The organism is Ruegeria sp. AL7, assembly GCF_056536105.1.
In genome coordinates, this window is record NZ_JBQFJF010000001.1 from 1,478,356 (window position 1) to 1,498,761 (window position 20,406).

The 20,406-nt window shown below is 57.2% G+C and carries 19 protein-coding genes, 1 tRNA gene and 1 riboswitch; of the genes, 10 read left to right on the top strand and 10 right to left on the bottom strand.

What is annotated here, in order from left to right; genetic code table 11:
• Positions 1-39: 39 nt before the first annotated feature.
• Positions 40-963: a polyphosphate kinase 2 gene (ppk2, locus tag ACR3E2_RS07355; RefSeq protein WP_480484209.1), complete on the bottom strand. Its 924-nt coding sequence runs from the start codon at positions 961-963 to the stop codon at positions 40-42.
• Positions 964-1,084: 121 nt separating this feature from the next.
• Between ppk2 and ACR3E2_RS07360 the strand changes: the two genes are divergently transcribed.
• A complete protein-coding gene (locus ACR3E2_RS07360; protein ID WP_480484210.1) occupies positions 1,085-1,963 on the top strand; it encodes an alpha/beta fold hydrolase in 879 nt (292 codons plus the stop codon).
• Between the two features lie 70 nt (positions 1,964-2,033).
• On the opposite strand, the gene ACR3E2_RS07365 is transcribed toward ACR3E2_RS07360, so the two are convergent.
• The gene (locus tag ACR3E2_RS07365; RefSeq protein ID WP_480484211.1) at positions 2,034-2,642 is read right to left on the bottom strand and encodes a carboxymuconolactone decarboxylase family protein; all 609 of its coding nucleotides are present in this window, start codon (positions 2,640-2,642) and stop codon (positions 2,034-2,036) included.
• A gap of 152 nt (positions 2,643-2,794) precedes the next feature.
• On the opposite strand from ACR3E2_RS07365, the gene parE reads away from it, so the two are divergent.
• Entirely contained in the window at positions 2,795-4,753 is a 1,959-nt protein-coding gene (parE, locus tag ACR3E2_RS07370) for a DNA topoisomerase IV subunit B (protein WP_480484212.1), read from the top strand.
• A gap of 2 nt (positions 4,754-4,755) precedes the next feature.
• Here the strand turns inward: parE and ACR3E2_RS07375 are convergent, their stop codons facing one another.
• On the bottom strand, positions 4,756-5,568 hold the full coding sequence (locus ACR3E2_RS07375; RefSeq protein WP_480484213.1) for a DUF3800 domain-containing protein: 813 nt from the start codon (positions 5,566-5,568) through the stop codon (positions 4,756-4,758).
• Positions 5,569-5,906: 338 nt separating this feature from the next.
• On the opposite strand from ACR3E2_RS07375, the gene ACR3E2_RS07380 reads away from it, so the two are divergent.
• On the top strand, positions 5,907-6,878 hold the full coding sequence (locus ACR3E2_RS07380) for a UDP-glucuronic acid decarboxylase family protein (protein WP_480484214.1): 972 nt from the start codon (positions 5,907-5,909) through the stop codon (positions 6,876-6,878).
• 28 nt (positions 6,879-6,906) lie between these two features.
• Here ACR3E2_RS07380 and ACR3E2_RS07385 read toward each other — a convergent pair whose 3' ends face one another.
• Together ACR3E2_RS07385 and ACR3E2_RS07390 are read right to left on the bottom strand one after the other, a co-directional pair.
• A complete protein-coding gene (locus ACR3E2_RS07385; RefSeq protein ID WP_480484215.1) occupies positions 6,907-7,746 on the bottom strand; it encodes an EamA family transporter in 840 nt (279 codons plus the stop codon).
• Positions 7,747-8,753: 1,007 nt separating this feature from the next.
• Positions 8,754-9,428, bottom strand: a complete 675-nt coding sequence (locus ACR3E2_RS07390) for a TIGR04283 family arsenosugar biosynthesis glycosyltransferase (RefSeq protein WP_480484216.1) — start codon at positions 9,426-9,428, stop codon at positions 8,754-8,756.
• A gap of 73 nt (positions 9,429-9,501) precedes the next feature.
• Here ACR3E2_RS07390 and ygfZ point away from each other — a divergent pair, with 73 nt between their 5' ends.
• The gene (gene ygfZ, locus ACR3E2_RS07395; protein WP_480484217.1) at positions 9,502-10,245 is read left to right on the top strand and encodes a CAF17-like 4Fe-4S cluster assembly/insertion protein YgfZ; all 744 of its coding nucleotides are present in this window, start codon (positions 9,502-9,504) and stop codon (positions 10,243-10,245) included.
• A gap of 106 nt (positions 10,246-10,351) precedes the next feature.
• On the top strand, positions 10,352-11,293 hold the full coding sequence (locus ACR3E2_RS07400; protein WP_480484218.1) for an ABC transporter transmembrane domain-containing protein: 942 nt from the start codon (positions 10,352-10,354) through the stop codon (positions 11,291-11,293).
• 53 nt (positions 11,294-11,346) lie between these two features.
• Here ACR3E2_RS07400 and efp read toward each other — a convergent pair whose 3' ends face one another.
• Positions 11,347-11,910, bottom strand: coding sequence for an elongation factor P (efp, locus tag ACR3E2_RS07405; protein WP_209503361.1), 564 nt, complete (start codon positions 11,908-11,910; stop codon positions 11,347-11,349).
• Between the two features lie 219 nt (positions 11,911-12,129).
• On the opposite strand from efp, the gene ACR3E2_RS07410 reads away from it, so the two are divergent.
• Both ACR3E2_RS07410 and ACR3E2_RS07415 read left to right on the top strand, forming a co-directional pair.
• A complete protein-coding gene (locus ACR3E2_RS07410) occupies positions 12,130-12,450 on the top strand; it encodes a DUF6280 family protein (RefSeq protein ID WP_037310273.1) in 321 nt (106 codons plus the stop codon).
• A gap of 156 nt (positions 12,451-12,606) precedes the next feature.
• Positions 12,607-14,064: a cobyric acid synthase gene (locus ACR3E2_RS07415; protein ID WP_480484219.1), complete on the top strand. Its 1,458-nt coding sequence runs from the start codon at positions 12,607-12,609 to the stop codon at positions 14,062-14,064.
• Between the two features lie 3 nt (positions 14,065-14,067).
• Here the strand turns inward: ACR3E2_RS07415 and ACR3E2_RS07420 are convergent, their stop codons facing one another.
• The 3 genes from ACR3E2_RS07420 to ACR3E2_RS07430 form a co-directional block, all read right to left on the bottom strand.
• Positions 14,068-14,856 carry a hypothetical protein gene (locus tag ACR3E2_RS07420; RefSeq protein WP_209596939.1) on the bottom strand — a complete coding sequence of 263 codons (789 nt, stop codon included), beginning with the start codon at positions 14,854-14,856 and terminating at the stop codon, positions 14,068-14,070.
• A gap of 73 nt (positions 14,857-14,929) precedes the next feature.
• Complete coding sequence (locus tag ACR3E2_RS07425) at positions 14,930-16,348, bottom strand: TolC family outer membrane protein (RefSeq protein ID WP_209503355.1); 1,419 nt, start codon at positions 16,346-16,348, stop codon at positions 14,930-14,932.
• A 94-nt stretch (positions 16,349-16,442) separates the two neighbouring features.
• Positions 16,443-17,096: a protein-L-isoaspartate O-methyltransferase family protein gene (locus ACR3E2_RS07430; protein ID WP_480484220.1), complete on the bottom strand. Its 654-nt coding sequence runs from the start codon at positions 17,094-17,096 to the stop codon at positions 16,443-16,445.
• 224 nt (positions 17,097-17,320) lie between these two features.
• Here ACR3E2_RS07430 and ACR3E2_RS07435 point away from each other — a divergent pair.
• Positions 17,321-17,394, top strand: a tRNA-Cys gene (locus tag ACR3E2_RS07435).
• 178 nt (positions 17,395-17,572) lie between these two features.
• On the opposite strand, the gene ACR3E2_RS07440 is transcribed toward ACR3E2_RS07435, so the two are convergent.
• Entirely contained in the window at positions 17,573-18,568 is a 996-nt protein-coding gene (locus tag ACR3E2_RS07440) for an NAD(P)-dependent oxidoreductase (protein ID WP_480484275.1), read from the bottom strand.
• A gap of 102 nt (positions 18,569-18,670) precedes the next feature.
• A riboswitch (cobalamin riboswitch) is annotated at positions 18,671-18,875 on the top strand.
• A 94-nt stretch (positions 18,876-18,969) separates the two neighbouring features.
• Here ACR3E2_RS07440 and ACR3E2_RS07445 point away from each other — a divergent pair.
• Together ACR3E2_RS07445 and cobW are read left to right on the top strand one after the other, a co-directional pair.
• The gene (locus tag ACR3E2_RS07445; protein ID WP_480484221.1) at positions 18,970-19,344 is read left to right on the top strand and encodes a DUF1636 family protein; all 375 of its coding nucleotides are present in this window, start codon (positions 18,970-18,972) and stop codon (positions 19,342-19,344) included.
• A 4-nt stretch (positions 19,345-19,348) separates the two neighbouring features.
• Complete coding sequence (gene cobW, locus ACR3E2_RS07450; RefSeq protein ID WP_480484222.1) at positions 19,349-20,404, top strand: cobalamin biosynthesis protein CobW; 1,056 nt, start codon at positions 19,349-19,351, stop codon at positions 20,402-20,404.
• The last annotated feature ends 2 nt before the right edge of the window (positions 20,405-20,406 follow it).

Sequence of the window (20,406 nt, forward strand, 5' to 3'; positions counted from 1 at the left end):
TGGTGCCCGACCTTTCCCTGTGGCCGGGCATTTTGATGCTCAGCGGGCGTCGGGATGCAACGCGGTGCCCAGAATATGCTCGGACCGGTGAATAACGTGATGCGCCTGCCCTACGATCAGCGGATCAGGCTCGCACACGATATCGTGATCCTTGCCAGGGTAATCCAGCGAGGACAGGAAGTGACGCATGCAGTTCAGGCGTGCGCGTTTCTTGTCATTTGACTTGATAATCGTCCAGGGTGCGTCAGCCGTATCCGTGTAAAAGAACATGGCTTCTTTCGCCTCGGTATAATCATCCCACTTGCTGAGGCTCGCCTTGTCGATGGGCGACAGTTTCCATTGCTTCAAGGGGTCGGTTTCACGGCTTTTGAAACGGCGTTGCTGCTCTTGCTGTGTAACCGAGAACCAGTATTTGTATAGCTGAATGCCCGAGCGCACCAACATCCGTTCCAACTCGGGCGTTTGCCGCATGAACTCAAGATATTCGTTGGGCGTGCAGAACCCCATGACCCGCTCCACACCCGCGCGGTTGTACCAGGACCGGTCATAGAACACCATCTCGCCCACGGTCGGCATCTCTTGAATGTAGCGCTGGTAGTACCACTGGCCTTTCTCTTCCCAGGTGGGTTTGTTCAATGCAACGACACGGGCCTGACGCGGGTTCAGGTGCTCCATGAACCGCTTGATCGTACCCCCTTTGCCGGCGGCATCGCGCCCTTCGAACAACAAGACAAACCGCTGCCCCGTTTCCTGCGCCCACAGCTGAACCTTCAAAAGCTCGGCCTGCAGATTGGCTTTTTGCGTCTCATACACCGACCGGGCCATTTTGCGGCCATAGGGGTATTTCCCACTTTCAAACGCCTGCCGGATTTTCTCGGGGCTGGGCGCTGAAGGGTCGGTGTCTTTGGTGAGCGTGGTCTTGATCTGGGTGGGTTCTGCGTTGGTCGTGGCAATGGCGTCCATACATCCTGTCCTTTTCTACTGTCCTGAAGGGTGGCTAGCAGAAAGCTCGGAAATGCGCTTTGATTGGTGTCAAATAGATGCCTCAAAAACCCATGATTTCCAGCGCGGATCCCTTGTTCCAATGCAGACGTCTTTTTTCAAGCTGAACGGCCATTCTTTCCACGTCAGGACATGGGGCGACAAAGCCGCGCCACCATTATTGATGCTGCATGGTTTCCCCGAATACAGCGGTGCCTGGGCCGATCTTGCGCCTCATCTGGCAGAACGCTTTTATTGTATTGCTCCGGACCAGCGCGGTTATGGCCAAAGCTGGTGTCCCGAAGGGGTGCAGAACTATACCCTGTCGCAACTGGTCACAGACATGGCCGCACTGATTGAAACCTGCGGCGCGCCAGTTGCGCTGCTGGGTCACGACTGGGGCGCATCGGTGGCTTATGGCGTTGCCATGTTCCGCCCGGAACTCGTTGATCGGTTAATCATTGCAAACGGCGTACATCCGGTGCCGTTTCAACGCGCCATGGCCTCAGGTGGCGCACAATCCACAGCCTCGCAATATATCAATCTGCTGCGAGCACCCGATGCCGCACAAAAACTGTCCGAAAACAACTTTGCGATGCTGGAACAGTTCTTTCGCCATGGTATGGGGCTGGACTGGTTGACCGAAGCTCGCATGGCCGACTACCGCACTGAATGGGCCCGACCCGGTCGGCTGCAGGCGATGCTGAACTGGTACAGAGCCTCTCCGTTGGTTGTCGCCAAACCCGGTGTCCCCGCGACAGACCTGCCTGACCTGCCGCTCGACCGGTTGCATGTCAGGTGTCCGCACTTGTTGATTTGGGGGCCGGATGACAAAGCCCTTTTACCAGAAGCCACTGAGGGGCTGGAGGCGTTTGCCACCCACCTCACCCGTGTCACGATCCCTGGGACCGATCATTGGTTGCATCATCAAAACCCGCGGGCCGTGGCGCAGGCCATTCTGGAATGGACTGGCCTGACGTAATCAGGCCGCGCCCGCGCGCAACGGCAAGCCAGGCAGCCTTTGTCGCAGCGCCGACGACATCTTTAGCACCTTACCGGTGCCCCCAGTCGTCAGGGTTGTCAGAGTTGTTCGGCGACAACCCCAACTCATCACCATCGGTTGAGCACCCAAGCCCCAGAACCGTCCGGTTTGCATATGAAAAATAGGAGCAGACCTGATTGATCTCGAGGATTTCGCCATCATCCCACCCCGCGTCGCGCAGGGCAGCGACGTCCGCCTCGACCAGATCGCCCGGCGCTTCGGTCAGCTTGCGAGCATAATCCATCGCAGCCATTTGCGCCGCATCCAGCGGTGCAGCCGAGGGATCGCGCGCCTCAATCGCTGCCCTGATCGCGTTGCCACGCACCGTATCACCCAGCAAGCGCTGAAGACCTGCAAAGTGATGCTCGACGCAATACCCGCACCGGTTCAGTGAGCTGACCCAAACCCCCAGCACTTCCAGAAACCATTTCGGTATCTTGTTGCCCGAATGATGCAGCACTGCCTTGTACATGGCCATATGGCCTTCCATCGAATGCGGGCGAAGGCTGTGTGCCATCATGATGTTGTCTACGTTATTGTTCGGCCCGGTCACGCGTTCGTAGAGTTTCTTCAACTTTCCAGTCGCGTCTTCGAACGGAACGGTTCTGATCCAGCTCATTTATTCACCTCCGCTTTACCGGGATCAAAGGACTGGTTATCTGCACGGATTGCAAGCGGCTTGACAGAAAATCCACAACACCTCGCGTCCCCCTTCCCCCGGACCACATCACCTGCCATAATGGCGGAAACCCAAAAACAAGAGCAGCACCCATGCCCGAAGATCTGTTGACGCCCAGCGCCACTTCTACCTATGACGCCTCCTCGATCGAGGTGCTCGAAGGGCTGGAACCGGTTCGCAAACGCCCCGGCATGTATATTGGCGGCACGGATGAGCGTGCGCTGCACCATATGTTGGCCGAGATCCTCGACAACTCGATGGACGAGGCGGTGGCAGGCTTTGCCAACCGGATCGAGGTCGAGCTGCATTCCGACTACGCCCTGACCGTCCGTGACAACGGGCGCGGTATCCCGATCGACCCGCATCCAAAATTTCCGGGCAAATCCGCGTTGGAGGTGATCCTGTGTACCCTGCACGCGGGCGGCAAGTTCTCGGGCAAGGCCTACCAGACCTCGGGTGGCTTGCACGGGGTTGGTGCGTCGGTGGTGAACGCGCTGTCTGATTCGATGGTCGTGCAGGTGGCGCGGGACAAGCAGCTATTTGAACAACGTTTCTCGCGCGGCATCCCGCTTGGCCCGGTCGAAAAGGTTGGCGCGGCCCCGAACCGGCGCGGCACAACGGTGACCTTCCACGCCGACCCGGACATCTTTGGCCATCACAAGTTCAAGCCCGCGCGGCTGTTCAAATCCATCCGCTCCAAGGCCTATCTGTTCTCGGGCGTCGAAATCCGCTGGAAAACCGCCATCGATGACGGCGAGACCCCGCTTGAGGCCTCGTTCCACTTTCCCGGCGGCCTGTCGGATTACCTGAAAGAGACGATGAACGGCTCGTCTACCTATGCCGAGCAACCCTTTGCGGGCACCGTCGATTTCAACGAGAAATTCGGCACCCCCGGCAAGGTCGAATGGGCGATCAACTGGACACCGTCGCGTGACGGGTTCATCCAATCCTATTGTAACACCGTTCCCACCCCCGAAGGCGGCACCCATGTGGCCGGTTTCTGGGCTGCGATCCTCAAGGGGATCAAGGCCTATGGCGAGTTGATCAACAATAAGAAAGCCGCGCAGATCACCCGCGACGACCTGCTGACAGGTGGATGCGCGCTGGTGTCGTGCTTTATCCGCGAGCCGGAATTCGTGGGCCAGACCAAGGACCGTCTGGCCACGGTCGAGGCGCAGCGGCTGGTCGAAAACGCGGTCCGCGACCATTTCGACAACTGGCTGGCGGCTGATACGAAATCCGCCGGCGCGATCCTCGACTTCCTTATCCTGAGGGCCGAAGAACGTCTGCGCCGTCGGGCCGAGAAGGAAACACAACGCAAGTCCGCCACTAAGAAACTTCGTCTTCCCGGCAAGCTGGTGGACTGTTCCAGTTCAACACGCGACGGCACCGAATTATTCATCGTCGAAGGCGATTCTGCGGGTGGCTCGGCCAAGATGGGTCGCGACCGCAAAACGCAGGCCCTGCTGCCCTTGCGCGGCAAGATCCTGAACGTGCTGGGTGCGGCCAGTTCCAAGCTGGGCACCAATGCCGAGATCAACGACCTGACCCAAGCGCTGGGTGTCGGGCTTGGCACCAAGTTCAACGTTGACGACCTACGCTATGACAAGGTCATCATCATGACCGACGCGGATGTGGACGGGGCGCATATCGCGTCCTTGCTGATGACGTTCTTCTTTACCCAGATGCGCCCGATGATTGACGCGGGTCACCTGTACCTGGCCTGCCCGCCTTTGTACCGCCTGACTCAGGGCGCCAAACGCGTCTATTGTCTGGACGAGGCCGAGCGCGACGAATGGCTGAAAAAAGGTCTGGGCGGCAAGGGTAAGATCGACGTGTCCCGCTTTAAGGGTCTGGGCGAGATGGACGCCAAGGACCTGAAAGAGACCACGATGGACCCCAAATCCCGGAAATTGATCCGGGTCACCATTGACGAGGACGAACCCGGCGAAACCGGTGACCTTGTCGAGCGTCTGATGGGCAAGAAGCCCGAACTGCGGTTCCAGTACATTCAGGAGAACGCGCGGTTTGTGGAGGAGTTGGATGTTTGAATCTAACTAGCTTTCTTGGCGGTTGGTAAGCCCCGCGCTGACGCAATGACTTCCTCCACTTCTTTGTCCAACTCAACCTGTCGAAGCGAGTGAATGCACTTCAGACCGGCTCCAACAATTTGACCTCTGTGATCTGTGGCAAATCGGCCTGACAGCTCTTCCCAGTAGCGGGTTTCAGGCGTCCAATAATTGTCTGGCGTTTTGTTGACGCAGCTATAGATGCTGTGCGCCACGAAATCAGCTACTCTGAGCAAGTCTTCCTCGTCCTTGGATTGTTCAATTAATCCAAACGGATTAATTGTCACCAATTGTTTAGACTGCGAATAGATCGGGTTGCTTTTTACTTTGCTTAAGTATCGACGAAGTGCATCATAATCATGGTTTCTTGATTCAACGACAATTCGGGGCTCATGATAATCGGTTGGGAAATTCGCTAAATCGCGCCCGACCATTTCAAGCAAGTATTTTATACACTTATTGTAAAACTTGTCGGGTTCCCAATCGATTTCCTCTGCGTAGTCCTCAAGGGTGTGTTTGTTTGAAATCAAGCCGTAGAATCGCAGGCGCATTTCGGCCAATCGCCGAGCAAAGTGAACTTTTTGCTGGTGGTTCAGGTCTGTAGCGTGCTTCCAACGTTTCTTTTTTCGGAACGCGTGCTGCAACTCATCCAGCAGATTTCGTGCTTCGATTTGCGAAGCGCGACGCATTACTACTGCGCCCATACAAAAATAAGGTGAAGAGCCTGAAATGGTTTCGGACCGGATTTTGGAAAACCCAGTATCACCACTCTCGTCGATGTAGATTGTACAAGTCATGGAAGTATTCAGCGAAATTGTAGCGCCTCGTAGGAGGCAAAAAAGTGTTTAGAGAATCGTCGCGCGCCTAAGTTCCATGGCTTGACTGTACAACTTTATTGAGCAAACAAAAGTGTTGTGAATGCATTAGCGAGGAACCCGTCCTCCAGTGTAAACCGGTCAGGCTTATGGATCATCCCTGCTTGCGAGCACTGTGTAGACTGAAGACACCCCAACACCACACGCGCCCTCAAAAAACCAAAATCTACTGCAATTCAAATCCCTTCGGTTTACTAATCAAACCAAGACTCGGCTTCCCTGTGACAAGCTGGCTTGGATTTAACGATTAAGGATTTGCAATGGCCCGCCTTTATGACAGTCGAAAACGTGTTCTCGTAACCGGTGGGGCCGGGTTTCTGGGCTCGCATCTGTGCGACCGGCTTCTGGATCAGGGGCATGAGGTTTTGTGCGTCGACAACCTGTTCACCGGCACCAAGCGCAATATCGACCATCTGCACAGCAACCCGCGGTTCGAGTTCATGCGCCACGATGTGACCTTCCCGCTGTTTGTGGAAGTGGACGAGATCTATAACCTCGCCTGTCCCGCCTCACCCGTGCATTATCAACACGACCCGGTGCAGACGACCAAGACCAGCGTGCATGGCGCGATCAACATGCTGGGTCTGGCGAAACGCCTGAAATGCAAGATCTTTCAGGCTTCGACGTCTGAGGTCTACGGTGACCCGACGATCCATCCGCAGACCGAAGACTATTGGGGCAACGTCAATCCGGTTGGGCCGCGGTCCTGTTATGACGAGGGCAAGCGGTGTGCCGAGACGTTATTCTTCGACTATCACCGTCAGATGGGGCTTGAGATCAAGGTCGCCCGCATCTTCAACACTTACGGGCCCCGAATGCACCCCGCCGACGGGCGCGTTGTGTCGAATTTCATCATGCAGGCCCTGACGGGTGAGCCGATCACGATCTTTGGCGACGGCACGCAGACCCGGTCATTCTGCTACGTGGATGATCTGATCGAAGGGTTCGTCCGCCTGATGGACACCGACAAGGAGGTCACCGGCCCGGTCAATCTGGGCAATCCCAACGAATTCTCGATGAACGAGCTGGCCAGCGAGGTGCAGGCGCTTGTTGGCGCGGAAACCCCTATCAGTTTCAAAGAGTTGCCCGAGGACGATCCGAAACAACGTCAGCCCGATATCACGCTGGCGCGGACCCTGCTGAACTGGGAACCCACAGTACAGCTGAAGGAAGGGTTGGACGCAACGATCCGGTATTTCCGGACGCTTCAGTCAGAAGGCGCAGCCGGATAACGCGTCTTGCCATGGCTCGGGGACCGGATCAGACCGCCGTGCCGATCAGCGCGACGCCAATCGCCATGAGGACCGCGGCGCCCAGGCGTCGCATCCAGTTGCCTTCTTTCAGGAAAATGAACCCGATCAGCGCCGCAAAGATGACCGAGGTTTCCCGCAGGGCCGAAACCGCCCCAAGCGGCGCAAAGTTCTTGGCGTAAAGCACCAGACCATACGCTGTCATCGAAACCAGCCCACCCAAAAGGCCCGTCATCCATATTCTGACTGGCAGGTCTTTGAGGGTGGTGCGTTTCCTGACCCCGATAAACCCTGCAATGAACAGGTGCAGAAAGGCCCCCCACGCCCAATAGCTGAGCGTATTGCCTGACAGCCGCACCCCAATCCCGTCAACCACCGAATAGATCGAAATGCAGAACCCGGTTCCCAGCGCAAATCCCAGCGCGCTGCGCCCGACGCCCGAACGCAGCGCCGCCCAGCTGCTCAGCTGAATGCCAACTGCGATCAAGGCGATCCCACCCCAGGCCTGCCAGGGCAGAACTTCGCCCACCAGCGCCATCGCCCAAAGCGAGACCAGTGCCGGAACAATCCCGCGTGCTATGGGGTAAACCACACTCAGATCGCCATGCTGGTAGGCCTTGCCCAGCATGTAATAATAGCCGAAATGCACGATGGTCGAGAGCAGGATATAGACAAAGCTCTGCGTGTTCGGCAACGGCAGGACCATCACCATAACCGCCGCCGGCAAGACCTGACCCAACGCGACCAGACCCAGCATGGTGGTGCGGTCCGCTGCCGTTTTCACGATGGCATTCCATACGGCATGCAGCAGCGCCGCCGACAGAATAATCAGAATGACGAACAGGGTCATACCCGAACCTTTCCCGCAGAATTCGTGCGTAAAAAGGGTCATTGGCCCCATTTCACTTGGGCGTGGTGTCTGCCAAAACCGGGATTTTTGTCAAGCCGGATTCCAGTGGTCAAATTACCGCCACTGTTGGGGACGTGTCCGCAAGCCGTTTCCGGTCTCGTCCCGCACCCTTGTGCCCGGTAAGAAGTTACAACAGCACGTGATCCCGGTTGCAGGACGCGCATCACGTTCTAAGATCGGGCACATGAGTTTTGTGACAGACAACCAATTGCCCCTGCTAATCCTGTTTTTTCTGTCAGGATCGATCGGCACCGCCTTTTTGTTCCGCAAGCCAGCGGGGCACCGGGCGTGGAAACTGGCCGATCTGGTCTGGGTCGTGCTGGGTGGCATCGGCGCATTGGTGGCTGTTCTGGCGGGGCTTTACACGTCGGACAGTTCGCGACTGGATCGCCAGATTGATGTGGCCTACGCCGCAACATTGGCATTCGACCGGGATGCCGCACGGTTTCGTCTGCGTTTCTGCGACCCTGCTTACGATCCTGATACGGCAGTGCTTTGCGACAAGGTTGAATTCCTGTCGGCATCAACTGCCAGCAACTCGGAATTGCCCCTGTTCATCGCCGTAACCAACGAAGTGGCCCCCCTGCAGGGCCTGCACTTCCTGTTCGGAAGTCAGGGCAAAGATGAAATGGACGAGCTGCGGGATATGACGGCAAAAGCTGATGCTTTCGATATCGACCAGTTCCTCGTTTTCACGTCTCTGGACGACAAAACTCAGGTGGCCATCGACAACATGCGCCGTAAGGTACCCGCGATTGCCGGAGATTATCAGATCCTGGCACAAAGCTATGACGACCTGATCGAGCAGGTCGGCAAGTTGAAAAACGAATGGGAATACCTGCAGGCCAACGCCCATATTCTGGTGCTGCAAATCGTGGCGCTTTGTCTTGTTAGCTTTGCGGCCCCATTTCGATTGGGAAAATCTTTGGTCGAGTTACGTACGAAGCTCAACGCCGATAGCCCCGCGCCAACACCTGTGGATCAACTCCCAGAAAATAGCGCAGAAGTGTCCACAAGTTCCGCGTGCCCCGCCGAAACCAACCTGCCTGTTCGTAGCGCTCCGCGCTCGTAAAGGCGCGCGACTCGAGTATTGCGATCCGTGGCAATACGCGCACCAGCGCCACATCTTCCATCAAGGGTTGGTCCGGATACCCGCCAGCCGCCAGATAGACATTACGCTGAACCAGCAACCCCTGATCTCCGTACGGTAAACCGAACAGCCTGCTGCGCAAATTGGCCCATCCGGCCACCCAGGCTGGCGCAAGCCCACGCGCGCGAAAAGCCAACCGAAACGCCGCTGGTGCGTTGGATGGCAGATGGGCGCTTACGCTCTTGGCCCATCCCTCTTGCAACACGGTATCTGCATGAAGGATCAGAAGCCAGTCTCCATCAGCATGCGCGCACCCCCGGCGCAATTGACCGCCGCGCGATGGCTCACCTCTAATGACATGCGCGCCAACATCTTCTGCTATTCTCAACGTCTGGTCTGTTGAGCCTGCATCGCTGACGATCAGGTCCCGGATCAGCCCGGAATGCACCCCTTCCATCAGGGCTTCAAGGCACGCAGGCAAGGAATCGGCGGCATTCAAGGTTGGAATCACTACAGTGACGGGTGCGGGCACGTCCGATAACCTCTGGTCTTGGCTGCGAGACTTCCTATATCACGAGGCCAAAGGCAATGACGAGGACCAAGCCATGCCCACCCGCCGCATCCTGCGCCTGACTGGCTCGGACACCGAAAACTTTTTGCAGGATCTTGTAACCAATGACGTTCAGGGATTGGGCAATGGGTTGGTCTATGCCGCACTGCTTACACCACAGGGCAAGTATCTGGCAGATTTCTTTCTGAAACGCGATGACGTTGGGGTGCTGCTGGACGTGGCCGAGCCACTTGCAGATGACCTGATCAAGCGCCTGAACATGTACAAACTCCGTGCGGATGTGGTGATCGAAGGCACGGATCTGCATCTGCAGCGCGGCACAGGTCCAGCACCGGACACCGCCCTGCCCGACCCCCGTCACGCGGATATGGGTTGGCGTGACTATTCGACAGCCCCAGATGGCGATGACGGAACCGACTGGGACGCGCTGCGCGTTCGACACTGCATCCCCGAGGCTGGGGTCGAACTTACGCCAGACAGCTATATCCTCGAATCCGGGTTCGAGGCGCTGAATGGTGTGGATTTCAAAAAGGGTTGCTATGTCGGTCAGGAAGTGACTGCGCGCATGAAACACAAGACCGAGTTGCGCAAAGGCTTGCGGCGGGTCTTTGTCGAAGGATCGGTTCCGGCGGGGACTGAGATTACCGCAAACGGCAAACCCGTCGGCACCCTGTTCACGCAATCAGGCGGCCAAGGAATCGCGTATCTGCGCTTTGACCGTGCGAATGCAGACATGATGGCCGGAGACGTCGTGGTTCGCTTGACGGATCAAGCGTAACTTGTTGCCAAATCGGCACGGCCTTATCCGCCGTTTATCTCGTAAAGTTTGAACCCGTTACCCAGCCCTGCCAATGTGTCGGCACAGGGGCAACACGGATACCCGCATGTTTCAGCTTTACTCCGCGATTTGGCGCGCCAGCGCCGGACGGCAGATTGTCCTCATTCTGTTATCCATTGCCATTGCTGCGCTTGCCGCGGTTCCGCTTGAATTTCAACGCGATATTGTCAACCACCTTACGTCCAACGATCTTCATGTCGAAAAGCTGGTTCTGCTGGGCATCGGCATGATGATTGTCATCCTGCTAAGCCTCGCCCTGAAATGGGTTCTGGGTTTTCGCGCGGGTACATTGGGCGAAGACATGATCCGGCTGATCCGGCAACGCTTGCTGTGGCGTGCTACCGACCTGAAGGAAACGGGTGAAAATCTGCGCAAAGGTACCATGACGACCGCCATCTCAGCCGAGGCTGAGGAGCTGGGCAAGTTCGCAGGGGGCGCGTTCTCGGACCCGGTGGTTCAGGTTGGAACGCTGGTCAGCGTGATCGGGTACATATCCTCAACGCAGCCAGGCCTTGGCCTTATCGCGTTTTCCATGATTGTGCCGCAGATCATTATCGTTCTGGTGTCGCAACGCAAAGTGAACACGTTTGTCGCCGAACGCGTCCGCCTTTTGCGCAGCGCCACTGATAGGCTGACCACCGAGGATATCGATGCCGTCGAGCGGGATATCAATGCCCTGTTCGACGACATCTATGACACAAGGCGGCGCATGTTTCTTTGGAAGCTTTCGGCCAAGTTTCTCCTGAGCGTAATCAACGGCGCCGGAACCGTGGGTATTCTGATGTTGGGCGGTTATCTGGTGCTGCAAGGTAAGACCGACGTCGGCACGGTGGTGGCCGCGACCAGCGGGCTTGGCCGGATACAGGGCCCGACCGCGTTCCTGATCGCCTTTTACAGACAAGTCAGTGCCAACCGCATCAAATACGAGCTGATGCTAGAACTATTCGGCCCGGACCCCGCGCATTACCGGTACCGCAACAGTGCATAAAAAAGACCGCGCAGCGGCTGCTTGCGCGGTCTGACACTAAAAGCGACGAAACGTCACGCGCGTTCGGAGTATTCCATCGTTTCGGTGTTCACGATGATCATTTCATCCTGACCGATGAACGGCGGCACCATGACTTTCACGCCATTGTCCAGAATTGCAGGCTTGAACGAGTTCGCGGCGGTCTGACCTTTTACGACCGGCTCAGTTTCGACAATCTTGCAGGTCACTTTCTGCGGCAGCGTCGCGTTCAGCGCTTCACTTTCGTAGAATTCGACAACAATCGTCATGCCATCCTGAAGGAACGGACGACGCTCGCCCAGCAAATCCGCTGGCAATTCAATCTGTTCGTATGTTTCGGCATCCATGAAGACCAGCATGCCATCGGTTTCATACAAGAACTGCTGATCCTTCTGTTCAAGGCGCACACGCTCAACCTTGTCAGCCGAGCGGAACCGTTCGTTCAGTTTCGAACCATTGCGCAGGTTGCGCAGCTCGACCTGCGCGAAAGCGCCGCCTTTTCCGGGCTTCACATGGTCAACCTTGACCGCGGCCCAAAGGCCGTCGTTATGCTCAAGCACATTGCCGGGGCGAATTTCGTTCCCATTTATCTTGGGCATTACATAATTCCTTCACAAACGGTTGATGCGTCAGTTGCGCCTCCTATATCTGGCGGGAACATACCTGACAAGACAACCAAACCTAGTGCTGCACGTGCAGCGAGATATGCAAGTGACGCAACGCAACTATGCATATTAGCTGTATCCGAATCGCACTTTATCGGTCATAAGGACCGTCACGCCGAAAATTGCAAGAGCAAGAAAAACAAGGAAGACGAGATGAGAGATTTCGTTGACGGCACTGCCTTTAACAACGAACAAGGCAATCGTGCTCGCAAACTTTTCGCGGCCGTTGTGTTGGCCGCACTCGATGACGCCATTGCCGATGACAAGAAGTATGGCAATGGCCCGGAACAAATCGCCCGTTGGGCGCGCTCGCGCGATGGACGCGAAGTGCTGTCTTGCGCGGGAATCGACCCGAACGAGCGGGTTGTCAGCGGACTGATGGAGTTCGTTGGCCGTGGCGTGCGGACCTCGGTCGCGCTGTCGCGTGAAGAAAGCGAGCGTCGCAATGCCGCTCAGCAGGCTGAAGCTGCCTGATCCAAGGCTGTTTCAACTCAGAAAAAACGCGCTCTGCCATCAGAGCGCGTTTTTCTATGCGTATCCCACCACTATCCCGGGCGTCAGGGTGAGTTCGGGGCTTCCCCTGCCCGCCCAAATCAGGTCATCTGCGCCTTGACAGGTAGGAGACAATCCATGGTTCGCGCCATCATGATTCAAGGTACCGGCAGCAATGTCGGAAAATCCGTTCTGGTGGCAGGGCTTGCGCGAGCTTTCACACGGCGAGGTCTTCGGGTTGCGCCCTTCAAGCCGCAGAACATGTCGAACAATGCTGCTGTTACGGAAAACGGTGGGGAAATCGGTCGCGCGCAGGCCCTTCAGGCACGGGCGGCAAGGCGGGCGACACATACCGATATGAACCCTGTATTGCTGAAACCCGAAACAGATACCGGCGCGCAGATCATTGTTCAGGGGCAGCGCGCGGGCACCATGAAAGCCGGTGATTACCGCAAGGATAAATCCAGACTGCTAAGCGCCGCATTGGAAAGCTTTGACCGATTGTGCAGCGACGCGGATCTGGTTCTGATCGAAGGGGCGGGCAGCCCGGCCGAAACAAACCTGCGCAAGGGTGACATCGCCAATATGGGTTTTGCCTGCGCTGCGAATATTCCGGTGATACTTGTCGGCGACATTCACCGCGGCGGTGTGATTGCACAAATTGTTGGCACTCAGGCGGTTCTGGATGACGGCGATCTTGCTCGAATTCAGGGCTTTGCCGTCAATCGGTTCAAGGGGGATGTATCCCTTTTTGACGAAGGGCGCGATGATATCGCCTCTCGAACGGGATGGCCCTGTCTGGGGGTTGTGCCATGGTTTCAAGACGCCTGGAAGCTTCCGGCCGAAGATATGATGGACATCCGTTCTCACACAGGCGGCACATGCAAGGTTGTTGTGCCACAACTTGAACGGATGGCGAATTTCGACGACCTTGATCCCTTGTCTGCCGAACCCGGAGTGAGCGTCGAGATCATTCCGGCCGGACACCCTTTGCCGGGCGATGCCGATCTGGTTTTGCTACCGGGCAGCAAGTCAACCATCGGAGATCTGGCCTATTTCCGTGCACAAGGCTGGGACATCGACCTGTTTGGTCATGTCCGGCGCGGCGGGCATGTGCTGGGTCTTTGCGGTGGCTTTCAGATGCTGGGCAAGACCATTTCCGACCCCGATGGCGTAGACGGTCGACCGGGTAAGGTCGACGGGTTGGGGTTGCTGGATGTGGACACAGTCATGGGAGGACAAAAGCAAGTTGTCCTGCGTACGGCCCATGCGTTGCCGGACCGAGAGCCAGTCACCGGATACGAAATCCACATGGGCCATACAGACGGGCCGGATTGCACCAATGCATGGCTTGAGGTCGAAGGCCGCCCTGAAGGCGCGGCCAGCGCAAACGGGCGGATCAAGGGAAGTTATCTGCACGGTATCTTTTCGTCCGACGCATTCCGGGCGCGGTATTTGTCAACGATAGGCGTGACCTCGGACCTGTCCTATGAGGACGGCGTCGAGCAAGCGCTGGACGATCTGGCCGATCATCTGGAGCGCCACATGGACCTTGACCTGCTGCTCAGCCTCGCGCAGCCCCCGCACCGTGGCTGAGAGTTACTCCAGATCCTGAGCCGCAAGAGCGCGGGCGATCTCTCGCCTGACCATCTTGCGCACATTTCGTGTAATCCGCTCACCCATCGTTCCTTGCAGCTCGGCGCGGACAACCTCTGCGATCAGGGTGCGCAGAGCGTCTTCATCCATGTCGATCGTCCTGACATTTTCGTCGGAACCAGGTTCTTCGGCATCAGCATCAGACACAACAGCCTGAGACGACCGGATGAATTCCGCCTGACAAGATGCGTCTTCGGCCTGCTGAACCGCCTCTGGTTCGTCACCACCGGCAGCATCAATCGACATCGCAGCGGCAAATTCTTCTTCGACATCCCATGGCAGCGCGTGTGACGGTGTGCCCGAATACGCATCCTGGCTGTCACCGTCCGGTTCCCACTGATCTTCTGTTTGCGCAATTGCCGCTTCCAGCGCTTCGATCTTTGCACTCAGGCTGTTTGTTGCATCATCCGACGGGGCGTGTTTCGTCTCGGCTGTTTCTGGCTTGTCCTGGTCAGCGTTCGCAGGTTGACCCGTCTGAACGATGTCACAGGTGCGCAACAACATGGGCTTGGCGGCATCTGAAACTTCGGGTTCCGACACAGCTTTAGCGGGAATCACCCCCAATTGATCTGGTGTGCTGATCCGCAAAGCATCAGTAAGCACCAGCCGCCCCGGCTTTCGTGCTTTAGTCGTTTGATCCGAGACGGTTTTATCACGACTGTCTTCACTGACCAGACGTTTGACCGAAGACAGAACGTCTTCGATCCCTGCTTTCACGACATTATCAGACATTGTTCTCTACCGCTCTATCCTTGGATCGAGTGTAGCCAAACAATCCGCGCCTCACAACAGATAGTATTGGCGATCAGTCCCGGCGCAATGCTTTGAGAACGCGATCCAGATCCTTGCTTTGCTTACTGACCTGTGCCGGCGCATTCTTGACCAGATTGTAATACAAAGTCGGATCATAGATTTGCACCGCCAGCCCAAGACGCTCGGCTGTCAGAAGGCCCTGCGCCTGCAACAACTGATAGGCAGCCCGCGACCGTTCGGTGCGCGAAGCGACTTCTGCCAGCTGTGCATCCAGCAAATCCTGTTGTGCATTCAATACATCCAGAGTTGTTCGCGCGCCCAGAGTTGCCTCTTCCCGGATGCCATCAAACGCCACCTGCGAGGCGTTAACGCGCTCGGTTGACGCCCTCAGACTGGCGCTGGCCGCCTGAAACGCCGCATACCGGTCGGTAACACCCTGCGTGATGTTCTTTTGAACGTTCAGCAGATTCGCACGCGAGGCATCCCGGCTGGCCATTGCGCGGCGGACATTTGCCGCCAACCGGCCACCCGCGTAGATAGGTTGTGTGAAGTTCAGCGACACGGTCGCGTCGTTCACATAGTCATTGTTGTCATAGCGCTCGGACACGCCAGCATCGGCATTCAGGCTGACATTCGGCCCAAGGTTTGCCCGCTGTTGCTGCACGACCAGATCAAACGCCCTGACCTGATGCTGAGCCGATAGAATGGCCGGGTGGTTGCGTTGCGCCAGATTCACAGCTTCTGCTTCGGAACGCGGCAGATTGGGCAGGCTCGGCTGACCAGCCGTTCGCCCCGGTGCCTTTCCGACTGCATTCACGTATTCGGCTTGCGCAATGCTCAATTCACCGCGTGCCACTGCCAGATCCGCCTGAGAGCTTGCCAGCTGTGCTTCGGACAATGCGACATCCGTCCGGGTTACTTCGCCCACTTCGAAGCGGTCATTCGACGCCCTAAGTTCCTCTGCTGACACATCCACGTTGTTCTGGCGGATCGCCACGGTCTCTTCCTGCAACAGGACGCCCAGATAGGCATTTGCTGCGCGGATAAGAACCTGTTGTTCGATATCGATCAGGGTTTGCCGGGTCGATAGTACCGTTTCCTGCGCCGACTGCTTGCCCAGCACCGACGCGCCGCCATCATATAAAAGCTGGCTCAGCGTCAGGCCCGAAAAGAACCGCGACGGCTCGTTTGTCGTCACGACGTTATTGACCCGCGAACGGGTGTAATCCTGGCTGACCTGCACGGTCCAGTTGATGATTGGCCGCAACGCAGAAAGCGCAATGGCCACATCTTCATCCGCCGCGCGCAGCAACGCCCGGTTCTGCTCAAGCAAACCACTGGTGTTATACGCACCGATGAACGCATCCGTTATGTTGTCTGCCCACGCTGCACGCCCTGGCATCACGCTCATGGCAAGTCCTGCGGTCACAGCAAACGCCCTGACCAGCTTACCTGTCGCCGAACCACGCATACCAAAATCCTCTCAAACGAAATTACACTGCCCTACAGGCAGTTTGCGGCCTTCTTTTCAACTAATCAAGGCGATAGAAAAATCTATCGGCGGACTATAGCGAAAATGCACACTCTGCCGAAAAACCTTCCAGAACCGGCGCATTGGCATTGAACACATCACGCCAACTGACGCGACCACCGGTTTTTCGACCGATCCGCACGGTACCCAGGTTGCCCTTGACAAACAGACACACGATCCGACCGTGGTCCTTGAGCTGATCCAACAGGGCATCGGGCACCTGCTCGACACCGCCCTGCACCATGATCGCATCATAGGGGCCGTGTTCCGCCACACCCTGTTCCAGCGCGCCAACGTGGATGATGGCGTTGTGCACGTCAGCTTCGGCCAAGAGGTTTTGCGCCTCGGCTGCAAGGGTTTCGTCGCATTCAACACCCACAACCAACTCAGCCATCCGCGCGGTGACAGCCGTGGAATACCCCATTGCCGGAGCGATATCGAGGACCATCTCATCCTTGGATATGTTCAGCGCGTCCAGCATTTTAGCCAGGGTCCGCGGCTCCAACATGCTGCGCCCGTCCCCCAGATCAATCAGGCCGTCCACATAGGCCGCCTCGCGTTGAGAATCGGGCACGAAGCTTTCCCGCGGAACACTCAGCATCGCCTCAATGATCGGGAACTTGGTGACGTCAGAGGGGCGGATCTGTGTATCAACCATTGTGCGGCGCCGGGCTGCGAAGTCAGTCATTGGATATCTCGTCTCATTCCCAAAGATGTCCGGCTTGTGCCATATCCTGAACCTTCCAGCAACGCCCCTGTTGCCGCAACCTGAATCTTGATCAACTCCTTGGGCGTGGACTTCGGCAAATTTCGATCTTGCCGGCAATTTCGCGCGCAATCCACTGGACGCCCCAGAGGAAAGCTGTTAAAAACCCAGTCACACCACAGCAAGTATTTGATTTTACTTGAAAAGGCGAGTTGGCGGAGTGGTGACGCAGCGGATTGCAAATCCGTGTACACCGGTTCGATTCCGGTACTCGCCTCCAACTACATCCAAATCGCTGACTTGGCCCCGCAGTATGCGCGTGTGACGCTTGGTATTTTCAGACGTTCATGGCCCGCGATTCTGTCGAACTGCGGGCCAGATATGGCGTGTTTTTTCGGAACACCTGCCTACCCCTGCTCGTTCACGGGGCGCGATGTAGTCTGGTGTTTGCCCTACCCTCAGGCGCGCCCTTGTGGCACAACCTCGTATCCCGGCTCTTCCGGTTCATCATCCGTCATTTCGGCTGGAAAGCCCGGGGCGGTGATATCCAGGCCGGTTGCCTCTTCCAGCCGTTTGATAATATTTGGTGAAAGCTCGCGTTCGCCATATCGTGCGATACCATCGTTAAAGATGTTGATCATCACCGGGTTTATTTCCAGCGGCACCCCGGCGCGGTCGGCGACCTCCTGAAACAAACCGATATCCTTCTTCACCAGATCCATGGTGAAGGAAATATCGCGCGACCCGTTCAGGATGACCTGACTTTCGGTTTCGTGCACGAAGGATGTGCCGGACGAGATTTTGATCGCCTCATAGGTCGTGTTCAGATCCATCCCCGCAGCCTTTGCTGTAACCAGTGCTTCGGCGCAGGTAATCAGGTTGGCAGTGGCAAGATAGTTGGTCATCACTTTCAGCACCGAGGCCGAGCCCAGCTCGCCGGTGTGCAAAACCCGGCGGCCCATTGTCGTCAGGAACGGCAGAATTCGTTCAAACGTTTCCCGGTCACAGCCCGCAAAGATCGAGATATTGCCCGTCGCGGCACGGTGGCACCCGCCAGAAACCGGGCAATCCACAGCTGCACCGCCGCGTGAAATGACTTCGGCACCGAGGCGTTTGACTTCGGCTTCGTCTGTGGTCGACATCTCCATCCAGATCTTGCCGGGGCCCACTTCGGGCAACATCTCCTTCATGACTGCGTCCGATGCTGCCGGAGACGGCAGACAGGTGATCACCGCATCGCAATCGCGCATCAGCTGGGCGGGCCCTTCTGCCGCCTTTGCGCCTTTGGCGACAAATTCGGCCACCAGATCTGCGTTCAGGTCATGCACAGTCAGGTCAATGCCATTGCGCAAAAGGGATCCCGAAAGCTTGCCGCCAACGTTACCCAGACCGATAAATCCCACTTTCATATGACGCATCTCCAAGTTCGTCGTTTTCCCGTCATGCGACCACATACCGAACACGCACTTCATGCCGCCGAACGACGCCTACAGGTCGCTTTTTTCACCTTGGCTTATTTGTTGCGCGCGAACCGCTTGACAAGCGGGTCGGCGGTGCCGCATGTCCCGGACGTTGGTGTCGGCAACAGCCGATGAAAAGGGAATGCGTCAACGGTTCATCCGCCAAACGCAGCCGCCCCCGCGACCGTGACCGGAGAGGATGCCCAATGCCACTGGCCTGTGCCGGGAAGGCGGGACATCCGACAGAGCAACCGCTCTGGCATCCGCAAGCCGGGAGACCTGCCAACACCCGAAGTTGAAACCGGGCGGGGTGTTCCGGTGTCGGGTCCATGTGCAGACGTGGTGCCCGCATGAAACCCCGTCCCCCGCGAAGAGGATTTGGGGGGATGAGAGACATGACCGAGACCGCACCGGTAGAATTACTGGTCTGCACGACTTGCCGCCGGGGTCTGCCCTTCGAGGATGATGCTGAGCGTCCCGGCACATTGTTGCACAAGGCCTTGGAACAGGCTGCCCTGCCAGATGGCATCATTCTGAAACCTGTCGAATGCCTTTCGAACTGCGATCAGGGCTGTTCCATCGTTCTTCGGGGCGGGCCGGATCGCTGGACCTTTGTTTACGAGAACCTGAACGAAGTCGATCACGTCGATGTCATCATCGATGGTGTGACCAAGTATCTGGCCACAGACGATGGTCTGGTGAAGTGGCGCGACCGTCCTGAACATTTCCGCAAAAACTGCGCCTCGCGCATTCCCCCGATTGGAGGCTGAGATCATGTCGAACCTAGAAAAACTTCCCGTCACCGTGATCACCGGCTTTCTGGGCTCGGGCAAAACCACGCTGGTGCGCCATCTGATGCAGAACCCGCAGGGAAAGCGTCTTGCGATTGTTGTTAACGAGTTTGGCGATGTGGGTGTTGATGGCGACATTCTGAAATCCTGCGCGATACCGGATTGCCCTGCGGAAAACATCATGGAACTGGCAAACGGCTGCATTTGCTGCACCGTGGCCGATGACTTCATCCCGACCATCGAGGCGCTGATGGCGCTGGAACCGCGCCCGGATCACATCCTGATCGAAACATCCGGCCTTGCACTACCCAAACCGCTGCTGAAAGCATTTGATTGGCCTGATATCCGTTCGAAAATCACCGTTGATGGCGTGATTGCGCTGGCCGATGCCGAGGCTGTGGCCGCCGGTCGCTTTGCTCCGAACGTTGAAGCGGTGGATGCCCAACGGCTGGCTGATGACTCGATCGATCACGAAACACCCTTGTCCGAGGTGTTCGAAGATCAAATCTCGTGCGCGGATATCATCCTGCTGACCAAGCCCGATCTAGCAGGTCCCGAAGGTGTCGCGAAAGCCAAACAGATCATCGCCGCCGAGGCACCGCGGCCGCTTCCCGTTGTCGAGGTCGCCGAGGGTGTCGTCGACGTACGTGTCGTGCTTGGCCTTGAGGCTGCCGTCGAAGATGACATGGACGCGCGCCCGTCACATCACGATGGCCATCACGATCATGAGCATGACGATTTCGAGAGCATCATCGTCGAGTTGCCGGAACAGACCGACCCTGCGGAACTGGTAGCCAGAATCGAACGTCTTGCGACTGAGCTGAATATCCTGCGCGTCAAAGGCTATGCCGCCGTCGCTGGCAAACCGATGCGCCTGCTGGTTCAGGCTGTCGGCGCGCGAGTTCGTCACCAATACGACCGCCCGTGGGAGCCCGGTGAAGAGCGCCGCTCGCGCCTGGTCGTCATTGCCGAGCATGACGACATCAAAGAAGCCGAAATCCGTGATATCCTCGTGGGTGTGACCGAGGTTGCCGAGTAAGT